The sequence below is a fragment of the Rheinheimera sp. genome, assembly GCF_037442345.1.
Classification (GTDB): Bacteria; Pseudomonadota; Gammaproteobacteria; order Enterobacterales; family Alteromonadaceae; genus Pararheinheimera.
Map to the genome: position 1 here is coordinate 41,186 of NZ_JBBIQL010000019.1, position 20,011 is coordinate 61,196.

The 20,011-nt window shown below is 54.2% G+C and carries 14 protein-coding genes; 6 read left to right on the forward strand and 8 right to left on the reverse strand.

All coding sequences use genetic code 11. The features are described 5' to 3' along the window. Position 1 precedes the first annotated feature (1 nt). The 3 genes from WKJ04_RS12800 to WKJ04_RS12810 all read right to left on the reverse strand — a co-directional run bounded on the left by WKJ04_RS12800 (position 2) and on the right by WKJ04_RS12810 (position 4,273). Positions 2-1,600, reverse strand: coding sequence for an aldehyde dehydrogenase (NADP(+)) (locus tag WKJ04_RS12800; RefSeq protein ID WP_337880760.1), 1,599 nt, complete (start codon positions 1,598-1,600; stop codon positions 2-4). Between the two features lie 66 nt (positions 1,601-1,666). Further along, positions 1,667-2,437, reverse strand: coding sequence for an SDR family oxidoreductase (locus WKJ04_RS12805; protein ID WP_337880761.1), 771 nt, complete (start codon positions 2,435-2,437; stop codon positions 1,667-1,669). Between the two features lie 96 nt (positions 2,438-2,533). Then, the gene (locus WKJ04_RS12810) at positions 2,534-4,273 is read right to left on the reverse strand and encodes an IlvD/Edd family dehydratase (RefSeq protein ID WP_337880762.1); all 1,740 of its coding nucleotides are present in this window, start codon (positions 4,271-4,273) and stop codon (positions 2,534-2,536) included. Positions 4,274-4,515: 242 nt separating this feature from the next. On the opposite strand from WKJ04_RS12810, the gene WKJ04_RS12815 reads away from it, so the two are divergent. Beyond that, positions 4,516-5,454, forward strand: coding sequence for a glycoside hydrolase family 43 protein (locus WKJ04_RS12815; protein ID WP_337880763.1), 939 nt, complete (start codon positions 4,516-4,518; stop codon positions 5,452-5,454). Between the two features lie 111 nt (positions 5,455-5,565). Next, entirely contained in the window at positions 5,566-6,561 is a 996-nt protein-coding gene (gene araD1, locus WKJ04_RS12820) for an AraD1 family protein (RefSeq protein WP_337880764.1), read from the forward strand. Positions 6,562-6,623: 62 nt separating this feature from the next. On the opposite strand, the gene WKJ04_RS12825 is transcribed toward araD1, so the two are convergent. Beyond that, complete coding sequence (locus WKJ04_RS12825; RefSeq protein ID WP_337843386.1) at positions 6,624-7,352, reverse strand: FadR/GntR family transcriptional regulator; 729 nt, start codon at positions 7,350-7,352, stop codon at positions 6,624-6,626. A gap of 279 nt (positions 7,353-7,631) precedes the next feature. Here WKJ04_RS12825 and WKJ04_RS12830 point away from each other — a divergent pair, with 279 nt between their 5' ends. The 3 genes from WKJ04_RS12830 to WKJ04_RS12840 all read left to right on the forward strand — a co-directional run bounded on the left by WKJ04_RS12830 (position 7,632) and on the right by WKJ04_RS12840 (position 12,935). Then, a complete protein-coding gene (locus tag WKJ04_RS12830; RefSeq protein ID WP_337880765.1) occupies positions 7,632-8,879 on the forward strand; it encodes a DUF3391 domain-containing protein in 1,248 nt (415 codons plus the stop codon). Between the two features lie 204 nt (positions 8,880-9,083). Continuing rightward, positions 9,084-10,271, forward strand: a complete 1,188-nt coding sequence (locus WKJ04_RS12835) for a GGDEF domain-containing protein (RefSeq protein ID WP_337880766.1) — start codon at positions 9,084-9,086, stop codon at positions 10,269-10,271. A 162-nt stretch (positions 10,272-10,433) separates the two neighbouring features. After that, positions 10,434-12,935 (forward strand): EAL domain-containing protein, encoded by a 2,502-nt coding sequence (locus WKJ04_RS12840; RefSeq protein ID WP_337880767.1) that lies wholly within the window; start codon positions 10,434-10,436, stop codon positions 12,933-12,935. A gap of 3 nt (positions 12,936-12,938) precedes the next feature. Here the strand turns inward: WKJ04_RS12840 and WKJ04_RS12845 are convergent, their stop codons facing one another. Then, a complete protein-coding gene (locus tag WKJ04_RS12845; protein WP_337880768.1) occupies positions 12,939-13,409 on the reverse strand; it encodes a cupin domain-containing protein in 471 nt (156 codons plus the stop codon). A gap of 184 nt (positions 13,410-13,593) precedes the next feature. Between WKJ04_RS12845 and WKJ04_RS12850 the strand changes: the two genes are divergently transcribed. After that, positions 13,594-14,295, forward strand: coding sequence for a hypothetical protein (locus WKJ04_RS12850; protein WP_337880769.1), 702 nt, complete (start codon positions 13,594-13,596; stop codon positions 14,293-14,295). Between the two features lie 6 nt (positions 14,296-14,301). Here the strand turns inward: WKJ04_RS12850 and WKJ04_RS12855 are convergent, their stop codons facing one another. The 3 genes from WKJ04_RS12855 to WKJ04_RS12865 all read right to left on the reverse strand — a co-directional run bounded on the left by WKJ04_RS12855 (position 14,302) and on the right by WKJ04_RS12865 (position 19,910). Continuing rightward, positions 14,302-14,967: a DUF6445 family protein gene (locus WKJ04_RS12855; protein ID WP_337880770.1), complete on the reverse strand. Its 666-nt coding sequence runs from the start codon at positions 14,965-14,967 to the stop codon at positions 14,302-14,304. A gap of 12 nt (positions 14,968-14,979) precedes the next feature. Next, a complete protein-coding gene (locus tag WKJ04_RS12860) occupies positions 14,980-16,485 on the reverse strand; it encodes a tryptophan halogenase family protein (RefSeq protein ID WP_337880771.1) in 1,506 nt (501 codons plus the stop codon). Positions 16,486-16,568: 83 nt separating this feature from the next. Further along, a complete protein-coding gene (locus WKJ04_RS12865; RefSeq protein WP_337880772.1) occupies positions 16,569-19,910 on the reverse strand; it encodes a TonB-dependent receptor in 3,342 nt (1,113 codons plus the stop codon). Between the last annotated feature and the right edge of the window lie 101 nt (positions 19,911-20,011).

Sequence of the window (20,011 nt, forward strand, 5' to 3'; positions counted from 1 at the left end):
GTCAGGCCTCAACCGCCGCAGTGGTTTTGACGCCATTGATCAAACGAGGCAACTGCCATGGGTTGCTGTTTTGCAGCTCTGCAGGCAGCAGCGCTGCCGGGTAATTCTGGAAACAGATAGGCCGGACGAAACGGGCAATGGATGCAGTGCCTACCGAGGTAAAACGGGCGTCAGTCGCGGCCGGGAAAGGCCCACCATGCATCATGGCGTCACAGACTTCCACACCGGTCGGGTAGTTATTGACCACTAAGCGGCCGACTTTCTGCCGCAGCAGCTGCACCAGTTCCGGGTAAGCAGCCAGCTCGCCGGGCGCTGCCTGAATAGTGCCGGTCAGTTGACCTTTCAGGTTACTGACCACCTGCAGTAATTCCGTTTTATCCTGACAGACCACCAGCACCGATGCATGGCCAAACACTTCTTCCTGCAAATGCGGGTTGGTCAAAAAAGTTTGCGCCTGCACTTTAAACAGTTGAGCCTGCGAGCAGAAGCCCGCTTTGTCGCCCACCGCTTCACCCGACGCAAGCAGTTCAACCCCGGTTTGAGCAGCCAGATGGGCTGTACCTTTGTGATAGGCCGCCGCAATGCCTTCATTTAACATCACACCGGCCGGCACTTTGGCCAAGGCGTCGCTGGCGGCACTGCAAAAACGATCCAGCGCAGGGCTTTGCAATGCGATCACCACCCCTGGGTTCACACAAAACTGACCTACCCCCAACGTCAGGGAACCGACAAAACCCGTGGCAATACCCTGCGCATTGGCCGCCAGCGCTTCCGGTAACAACACCACAGGATTGACGCTGCCCATTTCAGCAAATACCGGAATAGGTTCAGGCCGGCTGTTGGCTAAATGGAACAGTGCCATACCTCCGGCTTGCGAACCGGTAAACCCCACAGCTTTGACTGCAGGAGCCTGCACCAGCTCAGCCCCCACCTCACGGCCCGAGCCCATAATCAATGAAAACACGCCACCTGGTAAGCCCGCTTTTTGCACCGCGGTCGCCAGCGCCTGTGCGACCAATTCGGACGTACCAGGGTGGCTGTTATGGCCTTTGACCAGCACAGGACAGCCTGCGGCCAGTGCGGCAGCTGTGTCCCCGCCAGCCACCGAAAAGGCCAACGGAAAGTTACTGGCGCCAAACACGACCACTGGGCCTAGTGGCTGATTGGTAAAACGGATATCCGGCCGTGGCACGGGCTGACGCTCCGGCAAGGCGGTATCGATACGGATATTCAGGTACTCGCCTTTGACAATGGAGCTTGCGAATAAACGCAATTGATTGCAGGTGCGGGCACGTTCGCCTTCCGCCCGCGCTTTCGGATAGCCAGTTTCCAGCGACAGGCGCTCCAGCAGTTCATCGCCGAGCGCCATAATTTCATCGGCACAAAGGTGTAAAAATGCAGCCCGCTCCGAGAGCGACGTGGCGGCAAACACCGGCGCAGCAGCTTCGGCTGCCGCCACAGCTGCTGCCACCTGAGCTTTGCTGGCATAACTCATCACGGGTTCCAGCGCCTGTGCTGTGGCAGGGTTGATCGCCTGATAACTGCCAGCGTCACCCTGTATCCACTGCCCGCTAATTAACTGTTTACCGCTGATTGCCATGTTTTCCCCCTGCAACACTCGCTAAAAACAAAAAAGATGGGGACCAGCAGGGCCCCTGAAGCCGGTTTAAATCCAGCCACCATCCACGATAAAATCCTGCGCCGAACACATGGCGCTGTCGTCCGACGCCAGAAACAGCGCCATAGCGGCAATATGCTCCGGCATCAGCCGCTGCTTCAGGCATTGGTTTTTCTCAATATCTTTGGCCGTTTCTTCATTCACCCAATGAGTCAGCTGGCGCTCTGTCATCACCCAGCCCGGCGTCAGCGCATTGACGCGGATATTGTCGCCACCCAAATCACGGGCCAGGCCACGGGTTAACCCAAGCACTGCGGCCTTTGAACTGGTGTAACCCGGCATACCGCCCTGACTTTCATGCCAGCTCATCGAGCCAAAATTAATCACCGAGCCGCCCCCCAACTCCAGCATGTGCGGGTACACCGCCTGAATAGCGAAAAATTTATGGCGCAAGTTCACATTGATGCGCTGATCCCAGTACTCAGGAGTCACGTCACGAAAATCATGCCGGGTGTCGCTGGCAGCATTGTTCACCAGCACACCAACAGGCCCTAAATCGTCACGAACCCGGGTAATGACGGCTTTCAAGGCGGCAATATCCAGCAAATCACAGAGATAAAATTTCAGCTGTGCCTGCGGGTACTGCACCAGCAGCTTTTGCACCAGTGCATCCGATTCGGCTTGAAGAATATCGACAAAAGCCACTTTGGCCTGTTGTGCGACAAAGGCTTCAACCAACGCAGCACCTATGCCAGAGCCCCCGCCGGTAATAAACACTGTTTTACCGGCCAGACTGGGGTAGTTATTGGTTAAATTCATTGTTTTGCCTCGTACAAAATAACCGGTCAGGCTGGCACCACCCACCTGCCCGGTCTCTGAAGAGCGTTGCCTAAACCTTACAAATATTTGCCAGACCTAGTGCGAGTGAGCCGGTACGGCCGCACCGCGACAGCCGACCAGGAAATCAAAATCGCAGCCCTCATCGGCTTGCAACACCCGCTCCCGGTACATTTCCAGGTAACCGCCAGTGCGGAAAATCACCTGACTGGCTTTCAGTTTTTCCAGCCGTGCCGCCAGTTCTTCGTCCGACACTTCCAGCTGCAAAATGCCATTGTGGGCGTCCAGCTGAATCATGTCGCCGTCCTGCACCGCCGCCAGAGGACCTAACTCCATGGCTTCTGGGGTCACATGCAACACCACAGTGCCAAAGGCGGTGCCGCTCATGCGGGCGTCCGAAATACGCACCATGTCTTTGACGCCTTGTTTCAATAACTTAGGCGGTAAGCCCATATTGCCGACTTCAGCCATGCCTGGGTAGCCTTTCGGACCACAGTTTTTCAGTACCATCACACAGCTGGCATCGATATCCAGCTCCGGGTCATTCACCCGCTGTTTGTAATGGTCAAAGTTTTCAAACACCACAGCCCGGCCACGGTGTTTCAGTAAGGCTGGAGTGGCGGCAGACGGCTTCAGCACAGCGCCGCGTGGCGCCAGATTGCCACGCAGCACACAAATACCACCGCTGGCGACCAGCGGATTGTCGACCGGGCGAATCACATCATCGTTGTAGCAGGCCGCCTCTTTGACATTGTCCCAGATGCTGCGGCCGTTTACTGTCAGCGCATCTTTATTCAGCCAGTCGTTTTCACCCAGGCGGCGCAGCACCGCCGGTAAACCGCCTGAGTAGTAGAATTCTTCCATCAGGTACTTGCCGGATGGCTGCAGATTCACCAGAGTCGGCACCACTTTGCCGTGGTTCCAGTCGTCCAGCGACAAATCCACGCCGATACGGCCAGCAATGGCTTTGAGGTGAATCACCGCATTGGTGGAGCCGCCAATGGCTGCGTTGGTGCGAATGGCGTTAATAAAGGCGTCGCGGGTCAGTACTTTCGACAGTTTTAAGTCTTCATGCACCATATCGACAATGCGCATACCAGATAAATGCGCCAGCACATAACGGCGTGCATCCACAGCCGGAATGGCGGCATTGTGCGGCAGACTGGTGCCGAGCGATTCAGCCATACAGGCCATAGTAGAAGCCGTACCCATGGTGTTACAGGTACCGGCCGAACGCGACATGCTGCCTTCCATCGCCATAAATTCGTCCAGCGAAATACGGCCGGCTTTGTATTCTTCATGCGCCTGCCACACCAGGGTGCCAGAACCGACGTCCTGGCCGTGGTGCTTGCCGTTCAGCATAGGGCCGCCTGTGACCACAATGGTCGGCAGGTCGCAGCTGGCGGCCCCCATCAGCAGTGCAGGGGTGGTTTTATCACAGCCCACCAGCAACACCACCCCATCAATAGGGTTGCCACGAATGGCTTCTTCGGTATCCATAGCCGCCAGGTTACGGGTCAGCATAGCGGTCGGACGCAGATTGGACTCACCGTTGGAAAACACCGGGAATTCCACCGGGATCCCCCCGGCTTCGCGGATACCGTTTTTTACCCGCTCAGCAATCTGACGGAAATGCGCATTACAGGGCGTCAGTTCAGACCAGGTGTTGCAGATGCCAATCACAGGTTTGCCCTGAAAGTGGTGATCCGGAATACCCTGGTTTTTCATCCAGCTGCGATACATAAAACCGTTTTTGTCGTTGGTTCCAAACCAGCTGGCAGAACGGAGCTGCACTTTTTTCTTATCGTCATTGGCCATAGCTGAATCCACTAGCAACTAATAAAATAATATTGTATTACTAATACATCAAGACAGCGGAACTCAGCAAGGCCCCTGCAGAAAAATTTTCACCAAAGCAGTGCGGAAATTTAATTTAAGCACTGATTTACATGAATTTTTTCTTTGCCCTGCTGTTGTGCAACTTTTGCACAGCTGACCCGTTTTGGTTAAATTACTCATACTATAAGATAATTTATGTGAAATCTCGACAGGGGAAAATGATGAAAAAACATCTCGCTATTACGGTATTACTGCTGACCAGCACAAGCCTGCTGGCTGCCAACCCGTTGTTCCCGGAAGTGCGCACTGCCGATCCAGCCGCTTTGGTGGTCGGGGATAGGGTGTATCTGTATGCAGGCCAGGATGAAGCCAAAGACAACAAAACATTTTTTGCGATGCATCAGTGGCTGGGCTTTTCCAGCAAAGATTTAAAAAGCTGGCAACGGCATGGCCCTTTATTGAAAGCCAAAGATTTCAGCTGGGCCAAAGGGGATGCCTGGGCGTCGCAGGTGATTGAAAAAGGCGGTAAGTTTTACTGGTACGTCACAGTGCGCCACGCCAGCATCAATGGTTTTGCGATTGGGGTCGCAGTCGGCGACTCACCGCTGGGGCCTTTTAAAGATGCACGGGGTACTGCGCTTATTACCAATGACATGACCACAGACACGGAAATTGACTGGGATGATATAGACCCGTCGGTTTTTATTGACGATGACGGTCAGGCCTATTTGTTCTGGGGCAACACCAAGCCGCGTTACGCCAAGCTCAAAGCCAGTATGACAGAACTGGATGGCCCCATTCAGAAACTGGATTTACCGAATTTTACCGAAGCCATCTGGGTGCATAAAAAAGCCGACACTTACTACCTGTCCTATGCGTCCGGCTTTCCGGAGAAAATTGTCTATGCCACCAGCAAGTCGATTCATGGGCCATGGCAGTACCGTGGCATTCTGAATGAAGTGGCCGGAAATTCACCGACCAATCATCAGGCCATTATTGAATTTAAAGGCAAAGATTATTTCTTTTATCACAATGGCGCCGCACAGCCTGATGGTGGCGAGTTTCGCCGCAGCGTGGCTGTTGAACCTTTGTATTACAACGCCGATGGCAGTATGAAACGCATTGTGATGACCAGCGAAGGGCTGGATGCCATTCCCTGATCCAGGCCTTTGTCTGGTTGCACTGAGTCGGGGCTTTTGCCCCTTGACAGTGCAACCAAACAGCTTCATATTAATCCTATTGTAATACAAATATTTGATGCAAGGACAAAGATGCGACTGATCCAATTTCTGACCAGCGCAGGCAGCCGGGCTGTCGCGTTAGTCAATTCCAGACAACAAGTGCAGCTGCTAAGCGGTGTCAACACTGTCTATCAGTTGGCCCAACAGGCCCTGAACACTCAAACCCCAATTCAGACCCTGGTCAGCCAGCTGCTGAGCAGTGAAACAGCGGACTATGCCGCCATTCGCAGCCAGGGCCGCTTGCTGACACCTTTTGATCATCCGGATCCGGCCCATTTGCTGGTGACAGGCACAGGGCTGACTCACCTGGGCAGTGCCGACACCCGCGCCAGCATGCACGCTCAGACCAGCGGTAAAACCCAGGCCGAGCTGACCGACACCATGAAGATGTTCAAATTGGGGGTCGAAGGCGGTAAACCGCAACCGGGCCAGCAGGGTGTGCAGCCGGAATGGTTTTATAAAGGAGATGGCAGCATAGTGGTCCCCCCCGGTGCTGCGCTGCCGTCTCCTGTTTTTGCGCTTGATGGTGGCGAAGAGCCGGAAATTGTCGGGGTTTATCTCAATGACGCCGAAGGTCAGCCCTGGCGTATTGGTTTTGCCTTGGGTAATGAGTTTTCTGACCATAAAACCGAACGGCTGAATTACCTGTACCTGGCGCATTCGAAGTTACGCCCCTGCTCTTTTGGTCCGGAATTATTAGTGGGTGAGCTGCCCGCTCATATTGAAGGCGTCTCGCGGATTTACCGCAATGGCGAGCTGTTGTGGCAAAAGGCCTTTGTCAGCGGTGAAGACAATATGTCGCACAGTGTGGCGAATTTAGAACATCACCACTTTAAATACCCCTTGTTCTGCCGCCCGGGCGACGGCCACTTGCATTACTTCGGCACTGCCACCTTAAGTTTTGGGGATGGTATTGAGACTCTGCCTGGGGATGTATTTGAAATTGAATCAGCGGCTTTTGGCGCACCGCTGCAAAACAGTCTGGGCCTGGAACAGCGCCCCATTCGTACCGTTAAGACGCTATAACTTCCATGGGGGCTGGTCTGGTATTTTGTGTTGCCATGCAAAATACCAGACCTGACTGCCTTCTAATCCTGACGCGCCAGGTTTTTCAGTGCGTATTCCAGGTTTTCTTTCGATTTGGCCAGTAACTGGAACATTTCCAGTTTAGCTTTGGTGGCATCTCCGGCCGCAATCGCCTGATACACACCTTTGTGACCTGGTAATGAATCTGTGTATTCCTCGCTGATGGAGCTGCTTAAGCGGAACAAGCCCATCAGGGCTGTCTGAATGGTCATGCCCAAGGAAATCATAAACTCATTGTTGGTCGCATCCAGTACCGCCATATGAAATTCCAGGTCACTGGAAAACACCGCATCCGTGCCAAGCTCAGCCTGCTCCATCGCTTCATAGGCTCTCGCCAGCACCAGCACCTGTTCCTCGGTGCGGTTCCGGGCGGCCAGTTCAGCGGCAGCCGGTTCAAAAATTTCGCGAATTTCAAATAACGAGATAAAAAACTGCGGCGAAGGCTTGGATTCAAAACACCAGCTTAAAATTTCACTGTCGAACATATTCCAGTGCTTGCGTGGGCGAATGCGGGTACCAAGTTTGGGCCTGGATTCCAATAACCCTTTGGAGGTTAGGATCTTAAACGCCTCGCGCAGCGCAGTGCGGGACACACCAAGCTCTTCACCTATGCTGGTTTCATTCGGAATGTATTCTCCGGGCGCATAAACACCGCTGACAATGCGGGTACCTAATTCTTCAGCCACCCAACCATGAATACTTTGAGGCCGGCTTTTTAACTGATTGGCCATGGAGTTCCCCTGCGCACTTCGCTCAGCCTGAGCACAATTACTACTACAATAATAGTTATAATATCTGATTTTCAATGCCAAAGTGGAATAAAGACCAGATTTCATTAGCTTTTTGTAAAAAACAGGAAAATCATAGGCATTGCACTATTAAATAGCAATACAGCCCGTTTTCTGAGGCAGAGTTCCCGGCTTTCATTTGATAAAAACTGCATTTTATTGCGGCAGAGAGTAAAATGCAGCTAAAGCGCTTTCACCACTACTGCTTTGGAGCTTATTGAATTGCCAGTCAAAATCAGCCCGGCCGATGTCAAAGTCGGTTATGCCATCAAATTACCAGTCGGCTGGATGAAACACCCCTTTCTGACCAATAAGCTGGTGGTGGAAAACCAGCAGCAGGTGCGCATTATTCAGTCGTTGGATTTGGACTATGTGTATTTTTACCCTGAACGCAGCTCAGTGCCCCTGGATGCTCCAGAAGAACCATCTGACTGCCCCGCGCTGGATATGGCTGATATTCAGGCCAAAACTGAAATGCAGCATGAAAAAATGCGCCGCATCGAACAAGCCAAAGCCCAGCGCCGAGAACTGCAGAAAACTGAAAAAGCCTTTGCCCAGTCGGTGGTGCAGGTGCGTCAGCTGATGAGCCAGATTGGCAGCCGGCCACTGAACGCCATTCAGGACGCCGATATGCTGGTGGGCCAGTTGGCCGACACTATTTTAGGTGCTGACGCCCTGGTATTGCACCTGATCTCTCAGGCCGGTAAAGAGCAGGAAGGGCTGTATTACCACGCCCTGAACGTTTCTATTTTGTCGATGATGCTGGCCAAACACCTGAACTTAGGAGCCGAGCAGGTCAGGCTGGTGGGTATTGGTGCTTTATTTCACGACATTGGCAAGCTGAAAGTACCGGCTCAAATACTGCGTAAAACCACAGAGCTGACGGCTCCTGAACAAAACTTTCTGAAACTGCATGGCAAACTGGGGCTGGATTTACTGAAACTCAGTGAGCAGTTTCCTGAAGCCGCCAAAACCATAGTCGAGCAGCATCATGAATACCTGGACGGCTCCGGTTATCCGGCCGGCTTAAAAGCCGGACAAATAGACGGGCTGGCCCGGGTGGTGGCGGTCGTTAACGAATTTGACAACCTCTGCCATCCGGTAGACCCCACCAAAGCCCGCTCGCCACACCATGCATTGTCAGCCATGTACAAAAGCATGAAAGGCAAACTGGGTGATACCGAAATGAAGCTGCTGATTAAAATGATGGGCATCTACCCACCAGGCACTGTGGTGCAACTCAGCGACCAGCGCATTGGCATAGTCCTGTCGGTCAACGAAGAGGCCATGCTCTATCCCAACATTCTGATTTATGACCCGGACGTGCCCCGGCTGGAAGCACCAGTGATCACGCTGGCAGCGGATGGACTGAAAATTGAAAAAGCCTTACGCGCGAAGAGCCTGCCACCAGAAGTTTACAGCTACCTGAACCCAAGAGCCCAGGTCAGTTATTACGTTCAACAAAAATAAATTATTCAGTTTCAGCCGTTTATTAAAGAAGTCAGACCTCAGCACAAAAAACTGCTGTTTCGGTTAACACACTTTGTTATGATACGCGGCCGTTTTTTGTACACAAAACGGCCGATTGTTGCAGGTTCCAGGGATTCAGACTGCAAAATTAATCGCTTTGGTCCCTGGCAGGCCCGCAGGGGAAAAGCACACTGATGTTTTGTTATGACCCCAAACCCACAAGCACAATTATTGATTTGGTTTGTCTTCCTGCTGGCTATAGTCGCAGGAGTGGCCTGGGCTCTGATGACCAGCCCTTTGCGTGTCGCCCCCAAAGCCAGTGGCCGCTTTTTTGTGACCAATCTGCTGTTAGCCTTGGGCGTATTTCTGCTGTTGCTGGGGCAAACGCACGCTTATTGGGCTATCTGGCTGGCGTCTGATCTGTTGATCCTGGCCAGTTTTGCATTTTTGGGCTGGGGTCTTCAGCACTTATTTAAACAAGAGTCCACCACGCGGCGGGACAGTCTGTTGTTGGCCGGCTGTGCCGCCTTGATGCTGTCCATGTATTTGTCCGCCTCCATCAACACTGAATTAGGTGTGCTGTTTTGTCTGATGGCCAGCTATTTATTGGGTCAGGCCAGCCACCATAAATTTATTGCCATCCGCCAGAATTTCAACAGCCTGGCCGCCAGCCTGATGGCGCTGCCACTGCTGCTCACCGCGCTGCTGTTTGTGGCCAGAGCCATAGCGTTAGTGGTGCTGCCCGCTGAGCACCAAGGGGTCCTCAGCCACAGTTCAGAACAAGGCCTGCCGATGCTCTGGACTTATGTGGTGCTGGTGCTGGCGGTCAATGCGACCGTCTTTGGCGGCGCATTGGCCCGGCTGGTCGCTAAAATCCGCTTAATGGCAGAGCATGATCAGTTAACAGGCCTTTACAACCGCCGGGCCGTGTTGAAAAAGCTGCATCAGTGTCACGACGATTTGCAAAAACAACAAATTCCTTATGGCTTGATCCTGCTCGACCTGGACCACTTTAAACAAATCAACGACAGCTATGGCCACGATGCCGGTGACGCCGCGTTATTGCAGTGTGCCAGGACCTTACGTCAATCTGTGCGGCCCAACGACATTCTGAGCCGTTACGGCGGAGAAGAGTTTTTACTGGTGCTGCCGGATTGTGCAGAAGCCTATGTGGCCGCCGTGGCAGAGCGGGTCTGTCAGGCTATCGGGCAATCGCCACTGCAATGGCAGCAGCAGGAACTGCAACTCTCAGCCAGCCTTGGTCATATCTGGGCCGATCCGGATCTGACCGTCGATCAGCTGTTAACACTGGCCGACAAAGCCATGTATAAGGCCAAAGGTGCCGGCCGCAATACCAGTGTGAAAGCCGCCCAGCATCACACCGATGGCTAAGACGGGTTGCCGGTAACTCACCGACAACTCTGAGCTTGTTTCAGATCAAAGCCTGATGCATAAAATCCGGTAGTCTGTGCACACTGACTACGCACCAAAGCCAGTCGGCCCCCCGCTGATGCGGGCCTGACAGGCGAAAGCGCCGGATGCCACAGGACCTTTATGCCCCTAACCCCGCCCCCGGATCTGACCCAGCTCAGCTCCAGCCAACCTTTAGCTGAACTGCTCAGCCAGCAGGCCCTGGTCTGTTGCCAGCCAGAACAGTCGGTGCAGCAAGTCGCCTGTATGATGGCCAGTCGGAATATCAGCTGCGTGCTGGTGGAGGAACAGCACAAGATTATTGGGATCTGGACTGAATCCGACAGCAAAAGACTGCTGTGCAGCGACTCCGATAACCTGGACCAGCCAATCCGTCAGGTGATGAGCCACCCGGTGATGACCATCAGCCATATGGCCAGCGCAGCCGACGCCACAGAGCTGATGAAAGGCTCCGGGATCCGCCGTTTGCTGGTGGTGGATGAGCAGGAACAGGCCTTAGGGATCCTGACCCAGACTGACCTGATCCGACAACAGCAGCTGGAGCATTATCTGGTACTGCGTGATATCTCCTCTTTGCTCAACGAAGCGCCTTTGGTGCTGCAAGGGCATCAGAGTTTGTCTACCGCCGCTTACGCCATGGCCGAAAGCCGCACTGACGCTGTGCTGGTGCAGCTCGAAACGGGGGAGTACGGCATAGTGACAGAACGTGATCTGGTCCGGTTAATTGCCGCCAAACGCACCCGACTGAATCTGGAGCAAGTGGCCAGCTTCCCGCTGTTGACCTTACCTGCGCATACCAGTCTGATGCAGGCGGTGCAGACACTGGAACACAATGGCTACCGCCATCTGGGCGTTACCTCGTCGAGTGGCCAGTTATGCGGTCTGCTGTCTTACAGCCATTTGTTGCTGAATATGGAGCACCTCTATATCCGGGAACTGCGGGCAGCACTGGAAGCGCATAATCTGGCACTGCGAAGTTCCGCCGAACACCTGAAACTGGCCTATCAGGTGATTGAAGCGTCCAAGGACGCCATTATGATCACGGATCGTCAGGGGGTGATCCAGTCGGTCAATCCGGCCTTTTGTCAGTTGACCGGCTACAGCGTCAGTGATGCACTGGGCAAGACGCCCAGATTACTGAGCTCGGGTCTGCACAACAGCACCTTCTACCAACAGATGTGGCAGCAGTTGCAGCAACAGGGCCACTGGCAGGGTGAAATTTACAATAAACGCAAAAACGGTGAAGTGTATCCGGAGTGGCTGTCGATCAGTGCCATTCGCAGTGAAGACGGCATGGTCAGCCAATACGCCGCCATCTTCTCTGATATGACGGAGCGGAAAAAGCGCGAAGAAAAAATCCATCAGCTGGCCTTTTTTGATGAAATGACCGGCCTGGCCAACCGACGTTTATTTCATGACAGGCTCGAACTCAGCCTGGCCAATGCCAAACGGCACCAGCATTTATTAGCCGTGCTTTTCCTTGATCTGGATTTGTTTAAACGCATCAACGACACGCTGGGGCATCAGGCGGGCGACCAGGTGCTGATCCAGGTCGGCAAACGCCTGAGCCAGGTCGTACGAACCGGCGAATCTGTCGCCCGGCTGGGCGGTGATGAATTTACCCTGCTGATGCCTGAGTGCAGCTCAGTGCAGGATACCGAACACCTGGCCCGCCGCATTGTGCAACAATTCAGTCTGCCTTTTTTAATCGGCGACCAGGAACTGGTGCTGACCACCAGCATTGGCATTGCATTTTACCCACAAGACGCCGACAGCGCCGATGAATTGTTACGCTGCGCCGATGTCGCTATGTACCAGGCCAAATCATCCGGCCGTAACCACTACGCTTTTTACCACCACAGCCTGGGCCAGCGTCACCGCGAAGCGCTGGAACTGGAACAGGCGCTGCGCCGCGCCATGGCAGAGCAGCGGCTGGAAGTACATTATCAGCCGAAAATCCGTCTGGCCGACGGCAGCACCGACAGTCTGGAGGCGCTGGTGCGCTGGACAGATCCACAACGCGGTGCTGTCCCGCCTGATTTATTTATTCCTGTGGCAGAAAACCTCGGCCTGATCCAACAACTGGGTGCCTATGTGCTGCAACAGGTCTGTGCTCAGCTTACACAGTGGCCAAAACACTGCCGGGTTGCGGTCAACATTTCGGCCAAAGAACTGAGCGCCAGCAGCTTTCTGCCTATGGTGCGGGAGTTACTGAACCGCTATGGCATCAGGCCTGGCCAGCTGGAACTGGAAATCACCGAAAGCTGCCTGGTGCCCGAGCAGGCGGAACAGACCTTACGTTTGCTTGGGGCGCTGCGACAAATGGGGATCCGCATCGCGATTGATGACTTTGGCACCGGCTATTCGTCCTTGTCTTATTTACGCCATTTGCCGATCGACAGCATCAAAATAGACCGCAGCTTTATCCGTGCTCTGCCAGAGGATCTCAATGATTGCCAGATCACCAGTGCCATACTGGCCATGGCGAAAGCTCTGGGGCTGCAGGTGGTGGCGGAAGGAATTGAAACGCCGCAGCAACTGGAGTTTCTGCTGCAGGCCGGTTGCGATTTAGGCCAGGGTTATTTGTTTGCCCGGCCAACACCGGCCTCACAGCTGGAGCTCTGACCCTCAATTGCGGCCAGACACCTGAGGCTGCGCCGGGACAGGCACACCTTTACTCTGCCATTTCATGACGACAAACTTCAGCGGCACTGTGCCTGTATTGCGGATGCCGTGAGAATCCCAGGGCGCGGCATACAACATATCACCGGCTTTGGCGGGCAGCTCTTTGTCGTGCAGAGACCAAACCCCGCTGCCTTCAATCACCATCAGGTATTCTTCTTCGGCATGCACATGAGGCGGATGAATTTCCTGGCCAGGTTCGATCACCGCCACGCCGGTCAGGGCATCCACAGTGCCAAAGGTTTCCCCGGAAAAATAGGTGCTGAACACATAACCTTTGCCGTGCTCGGCTTTGGCCTCACTGGCTTGTTTGATCGCGGAAGGCTGCCCAATGGCCTTCGGTGTCTGAGAGGCCGCAGGTTCAGCTGCCCATGCGGTTGCGCACAGACAGGTCAGACTCAGTATCAACAGACGCATAATTTGCTCCCGGTTTGAAAACACTGACGTCACTTTGCCAGCAACAGGGTCCGGATAACAGCTCAAACAGGCTCAATACCAATTTTCGTAACCTGATTAACAGCTCAACCAGCCAACAGCCGAGGCTCGCGCTAAACGGCCGGGCCTGATAGGCTGGTGTTTTTCCTGACCCCGGCCGCTGACGATGCAGACTGACCATCAAGATAAAATCACCCATAAAAACTGGCTGAATGCGCAGGAAAAAGCGCAGCTGATTGCGTTGATCGCAGCCTGCTTTAAAGGCGTTGACAGTGTGGCGTATTTTCAGCGTTATTTTGCCAATCCGGCGCACCAGCGCTGTGCGCTGCGGCTGTTTTATCAGGACGGACAACTGACCGGCTATTGCCTGCTGACCTTTACACAGAGCGGCAAAGCCACAGTGATGGGCGCGTCCGCCGCCTTTTTACCTGGCTTTCGTGGCCAGAACAGCACCTTTGCGTTTTCGTTGCGCTGGGCACTGCGCACCTGGCTGCGCCAGCCACTGCGGCCTTTGTATTACCTGGATACAATGCTGAGCCCGGCCATGTACCGCGCCATTGGCAAAAAAGTGGCACTGATTTACCCGAACCCGGCCATGAATGCAGCGGAAACAGCGCGCTATCGGGCCCTGGTTGGCAATGCAGAACCCAGTCCCTGGCGTGGCCTTGGCTGTTTAAAAACCGTTGGCCGCTCCAGCAATTACAGCGCTGCGGATCTGCAGCAACTGAAACAAAGCCAGAAAGCGGAAATTGCCTTTTATTGCCAGCTTAACCCCCATTTTGAGCAGGGCATTGCCCTGCTGGTGTTAATACCGGTCAGTTTTAAACAACTGATATGCACTTTGTGGAAGGGGCTGCGCCAATCCTGAGCCGGCTTAACACCAAAACGCCGTGAGGGTAAAACGGCCTGTCCTGGGGTTGTCATCGTACCGGTAATCAGCGCTGATATCCCCTGAATGCAAAGAGGAGCAGCGGTACAGCAGCAGGCGGTTTTTACGGGCCGGTATTTGCAGTACCCGCTCAAATAACAGGGTATCGCCACAAATATAGCCCTCAGGCTCACCAACCCTTTGCACGTCAGCGCCCAACTGCTGCTGATAGGCCCCAAGCCGCTGCTGGTCCACATATTCAAAGCCTGAGCTTCGGTGCCGGTAGAAACTGGTACCACCATGTTCGGCGCCACATAAATACAATACAGCCGCCAGCTCCTGCTGCACAGGCCGGTCAAAGTGTGGCAGCCGTTGCGGCAGGCTCAGCTGCTCAGCCGCTGTGGTAACCAGTGAATAAAAGCAGTTCAGCTGACGAAGCTGGCTGGGTTGCAGGTCAAACACCGGCTGTAGCACAGTGGCCAGTCGCTGCTGCATCCACTGGGCAAAACCAGGCGGGGCCGCTGAGCGCAAGCCTGGGTACAAGCCGGCGGCCTGCTGCACATCCTGTTGGGTCAAGGCGTAGTCAATCAGCGAGTCCGGTTCTGGCACAAAATCGTCCACCAGCAACAAAGGCTGCTGCTCCTGACCAAAACGCATGGCCTGACACTTCACAGCTATCTCCTGTTAGTTCATCGCTGCAGCTTTGCAGTGCCGGTTAATAAAATCCTGATGCGAAGGCATATAGTCCACCGATTTGCGGATCACGGCACGGATGCTGTCCATCCGTTTACCCAGTTCTTCATCACTGAACATGTCCGCCAGCGGGTGGTAGGAGGCCGGCGTAATGCCTTGCCCTAACATCACCTCAAACCAGCTTAAGTCGCTGAACATTTCCTGGTTAAAACGGAAGATCCGGCCCGAAGCACGAAATTGCTCAATTTTCTGGGTCAGCTCCTTTGGCACCTCCATGCCGCGGCAATATCGCCAGAAGGCGGAATCGTCCCGCTCTGTGGCATGGTAATGCAGGATCAGAAAATCGCGGATGCGCTCGTAGTCAAAATCCATCTGACGGTTAAATTCATCAATGTCGGCCTGCTCAAAACGCCGGTCCGGAAAAAAGCTGAACAACTTGGAAATAGCGGCCTGCACCAAATGCAGACTGGTCGATTCCAGCGGTTCCATAAAACCACTGGCGAGCCCAATAGCCAGGCAGTTTTTCGACCAGAACTTTTTGCGTTTGCCTGTCGTGAAGTTCAACAAACGGGGCTCAGCCAGCGCCTCGCCATCCAGCTGCTGCATCAGTACAGAAGTGGCTTCATCCACCGACATATAGCGGCTGCTGAACACATGGCCATTGCCGGTACGGTGCTGCAGCGGAATACGCCAGATCCAACCGGCTTTTTGTGCGCTGGCCCGGGTAAATGGCCAGGGGTCACCCGCTTTGGCACAAGGCACGGCCACGGCGCTGTCGCACGGCAACCACTGGCTCCAGTCGTCGTAACCGGCCTTGAGCGTTTTTTCAATCAGCAGGCCCTGAAAGCCGGAGCAATCAATAAAAAAGTCGGCCTCATGCACAGTGCCATCGTCCAGCTGCAAAGAGCGGATAAAACCATTGTCCCATTGTTGCACCGACTGTACCTTGCCTTCAGTGCGTTCCACGCCCCAGCCCTGTGCCAGTTCACGCAAATACAGCGCAAACAAACCAGCGTCAAAATGAAAGGCGTAGGCAATGTTGGATAACGGTGAATTGCCAGCGTCAATGGAACGCATAAAACGCCGCTCGTCACAGGCCAGAGAGGTTAAGGTGTACTGATCCAGCGGAGCCGCTTTGCCTTGCAGATGCTGACGCAGCCAATAATGGTAAAACTGGATGCCCTCCATGTTTTTACCCACTTCGCCAAAAGCGTGATAATAACTGTGGCCAGGTTTTAACCAGTCTTTAAACTGAATACCCAGCTTAAAAGTGGCCTGGGTACGGCGCATAAACTCGTCTTCATCCAGCCCTATCAGCTGGTTATACAACATGATCTGCGGAATGGTGGCTTCGCCGACCCCGACTGTACCTATCTGCTCAGACTCAATCAGCTGAATGTGGCAAAACTGGTTTTTCAGCACCTTGCCCAGTGCAGCTGCCGTCATCCAGCCGGCTGAACCGCCGCCTAATACGATGATTTTTCTTAGTTTATTCATCCGTTTTCTCAGCACGTCTTCAATAGAAAAATGCGCTCTTGTTTTCACAAAAGCGCATTTGGCTTAGTGGCCACACCACGATGTCAGAAATTGGCCCGCATCACCAGTGCCAGGCGACGGTCTGAGACAAACCAGGAACGTCCGGCTTCCACTCCTTCGTCGTTGAGCATCATCAGGGTTTCAGACTGCGAGTTGGTCAGGTTAGTGCCCTGTAAACCCACACTGAAGTTGTCGCTGACATTGTAAAACAGCGACGCATCCACCTGACCATGGTCGTCGTACCACAGCGGTGCCTTACTGATCACATCGCGGGTGGTCAGCAGGTACTTCGACCGCCAGTTGTAAGCGACCCTGGCACTCCAGCCGTTTTTCTCGTACATACCGACCAGGTTGAAGGTGCGGTCGGACTGACCCTGCAGTGGAATATTGTCCAGGCTGACCCGAATACCTGTGTCGGTGAAATCATCCCCAACCCAGCTTTCATCATCGGCATCGATCTGGTTATTTGGGACTCCACTGGCGTCAATGTAAGTAAAACTCGCCTGCATGCCTAAGCCATTCCAGGGCTCTGGCAACATGTCGTAAAACTGCTGATACGCAATTTCAAGACCATCCATTTTGCCGTCACCCGCATTGGTGGTGGTGGTGACCAACGCCGTCTGGCTGACTCCGGTCACCGGGTTGGTAAAGCTTTGCGGAAAGGCCCCCTGCACAAAGTAGTTTTTCAGCTCTTTATGGAATAAAGTCGCACTCAATTGCCCCACATCGGCAAAGTACCATTCGAGCGCAAAGTCATACTGCACCGACTCCATCGGCTTCAGATAAGGGTTGCCGCCGCTGCCGGTCCAGACAGGCACATAAGCCCGTTGGATCAGGTTGTCCTGTGGCAATGGCGGATTGTCTTCGTCAATGTCCGTAATGGGCCGCACGGCCATAACAGGCTCAGTCCCCAAAGAGACTTTGTTGATCACATCGCCCATATCCGGCAAGGCCACGGCTTTGGAAGCGGCAAAACGGCCAATCAGTTCATCCGTCAATTCCACCTTAATGTTAAAGCTGGGTAACGTCATGCTGAAATCCGTTTCTGCTTCCAGCCGGCTGTCGGTGTCATTACCAAAAGCGCGGTCATGATCAGGCAGGTAATTGACTGCATCCCCTATCCAGCGGTTTTCCGGAGCCCGCAGTGCCTCCTCTACCGTTGCGTAAGTGCCGGCAGCCACCTGCTGACCGACATAATCCAACACCAGTTGCGGGGTCAACTGACGGTTTTGCAGTTCGGCCGGCGGCAGGAAATCAGGCAGCAGATCAGGGAAATTGACATAACCATTGGCTTCACGGGTCAGTTTCACATAACGCAAGCCCAGATTGCCGCTGTAACGTAAATCGCCCTGACCTTCGAAGTTCAGCTTCAGGTACACCGCTTTATTGGTTTCGGTGGTGTCGTTGATTTCGCCAGGCTGGAAAATGCCAAACTCACTGTCAACCCCGTCCCGCTCTGGGTAAGGGATCCAGGTGCCGCCGTCCGACTTATACACCTGCCGTGCCGGATTCGCGCCCATAATAGAGCGGACATAAGCTTCGGTCATGGCAATGGTTTTGCCTCCCTGAATATTCACAATGCCGCCATCGTGGAAATCAGACCAGTCCACCAGTTCATAGTCGCCAGCCAACTCAGACAGGGTATCCAGCCAGCCAGCCGGCGCGGCCCCAGTGTATTCAGGGGCCAGAGCCCCCCAGTTCCAGCTGGTGGCCCGCACCGTCTGCTCACGTTTGGCATAACGCACACCGGCCTGCAGGGACGTCAGTACCCCTTGCCCATCAAACTGATACGTGCCATCAAGTCGCAGTGCAACCGAGTCGCCTTCGGAGCGCTCATAGTGGTCCATGGCACTGCGCAGGAAATAAGAGGTCGGGTCCTGGAAGTAATTGCTGTCACCGGCCGGGTCGCCGCTGAAGCCTGGGTAACCTGTGGCAAAATCATCCGGGTTGGCGTCCCGGGAGCCAAACCAGGGCTCCAGCAAGGTCATGGTCGGTGTGCTGCCAGTGACATTGTAGTCCTGACCGGCAAAAGCCCCGGTCATCACCACCACATCGTCATCCTGAGTGTTGGCTCTGACCACCTGAAGATCGCCGACCAGCTTCAACTGCTCTGTGGCTTTCCACTCCAGGTTTAACGAAAAATCTTCCACTTCGGTGTTGGTGTCTTTGACCCTGCTGTCAAACTGAGTGACGTAACCAAACTGATTACGGGCATTGGTGCCCCAACCGCGGGCCACGCGGTCTACGTTGCCATCAGCAGCGCGCCAGCCATCCACCCCCTGCGTAATAATGCCGGACTCAAACAGGCCGTTGTCGTCAAACTCAAACTCTGTGCCTTCCAGCGGGCGGGAGCGACGACCATCGATATTGTAGTACCCCCCCTGGTATTTAATGGCCTGTTCATGCCAGGACAAACGTGCATCGGAGCGGATGTACTGGAAGGTGCCAAGAAAGGTGTCGTCGGCGTTTTGAAACTGGAAGGCGGCCGAAGCCCCATTGCGTTCACGATCATCAAACTTCTGCAGTGCGTTGGCCGCATTGGGCATCCAGACCACCCCCTGACCGTCCTCACCGACAAAGTCTTCGGCGCCGGCCAGCGTATTGGCGTAGAACGGCACATAAGCGTCGGACTGAATACCATGCGACTCGCCATACAGCTGTGAATGCGCCAGGTTAAACAACAGGCCAAATTCCGCACCGCTGTCGAGCGTATAACGGTCACTGAATAACCCAGAAATGGTCGGGCTGCCTTTTTCAGCGATATCCCCATAAGACCAGTCACCACTGATGGCCACCACCCGACCGGCCGAGTCAAAGGGCTTACGGGTGCGCAAACTGACAGTGCCACCAATACCGCCTTCAATCATATCGGCGGTCTGGTTTTTATAAATATCAACACCACCCATCAGTTCAGGTGACACGTCCTGAAAGGACAAGCCCCGACCTGAGTTGGCAGTAAATGAATCCCGGCCATTAAATTCACTGCGGGTCTGAGTCATCCCCCGGATAATGGCCCCACTGCCTTCGACGCTGAAATGGTCCGGGTCGTCCGGGCCAGCAAAACGCTCCACAGACACACCGGGCACCCGCTGAATGGCTTCCAGCACACTGCGGTCTGGCAATACCCCAATATCTTCGGCTGAAATACCGTCCACCACAGTGTCGGCCAGACGTTTGATATTCTGTGCGCTTTGCAGGTTGGCTCTGGTGCCTCTGACTTCAATAACTTCGGTTTTTTCGTCGCTCTTGTCTGCCGTGTTTTCCGCTTGCGCCTGCTCTTGCGCATAAGCACCGGCAGAGCAGCCTAACATGGCCATCAGCAGCAAAGACGGCCTGAATGCAGGTAAACGAACACTGGTACGGTTCGCAGCTCGTGCAACCATCATAATCTCCCCGTTGTGTTGTTGAATCCCGGTCAAGTTGCGGCCTTTGGCCTGCTGTTGTTATGGCAACCGGGTCTGTTGTGATGCAGCTGGGCCTCTACAAA

What these genes read in the sequence shown, in the direction of transcription:
- WKJ04_RS12800 (WP_337880760.1), bottom strand. Translation starts at nt 1,600, where the DNA reads ATGGCAATCAGCGGTAAACAGTTAATTAGCGGGCAGTGGATACAGGGT.
- WKJ04_RS12805 (WP_337880761.1), bottom strand. Translation starts at nt 2,437, where the DNA reads ATGAATTTAACCAATAACTACCCCAGTCTGGCCGGTAAAACAGTGTTT.
- WKJ04_RS12810 (WP_337880762.1), bottom strand. Translation starts at nt 4,273, where the DNA reads ATGGCCAATGACGATAAGAAAAAAGTGCAGCTCCGTTCTGCCAGCTGG.
- WKJ04_RS12815 (WP_337880763.1), top strand. Translation starts at nt 4,516, where the DNA reads ATGAAAAAACATCTCGCTATTACGGTATTACTGCTGACCAGCACAAGC.
- araD1 (WP_337880764.1), top strand. Translation starts at nt 5,566, where the DNA reads ATGCGACTGATCCAATTTCTGACCAGCGCAGGCAGCCGGGCTGTCGCG.
- WKJ04_RS12825 (WP_337843386.1), bottom strand. Translation starts at nt 7,352, where the DNA reads ATGGCCAATCAGTTAAAAAGCCGGCCTCAAAGTATTCATGGTTGGGTG.
- WKJ04_RS12835 (WP_337880766.1), top strand. Translation starts at nt 9,084, where the DNA reads ATGACCCCAAACCCACAAGCACAATTATTGATTTGGTTTGTCTTCCTG.
- WKJ04_RS12840 (WP_337880767.1), top strand. Translation starts at nt 10,434, where the DNA reads ATGCCCCTAACCCCGCCCCCGGATCTGACCCAGCTCAGCTCCAGCCAA.
- WKJ04_RS12845 (WP_337880768.1), bottom strand. Translation starts at nt 13,409, where the DNA reads ATGCGTCTGTTGATACTGAGTCTGACCTGTCTGTGCGCAACCGCATGG.
- WKJ04_RS12850 (WP_337880769.1), top strand. Translation starts at nt 13,594, where the DNA reads ATGCAGACTGACCATCAAGATAAAATCACCCATAAAAACTGGCTGAAT.
- WKJ04_RS12860 (WP_337880771.1), bottom strand. Translation starts at nt 16,485, where the DNA reads ATGAATAAACTAAGAAAAATCATCGTATTAGGCGGCGGTTCAGCCGGC.
- WKJ04_RS12865 (WP_337880772.1), bottom strand. Translation starts at nt 19,910, where the DNA reads ATGATGGTTGCACGAGCTGCGAACCGTACCAGTGTTCGTTTACCTGCA.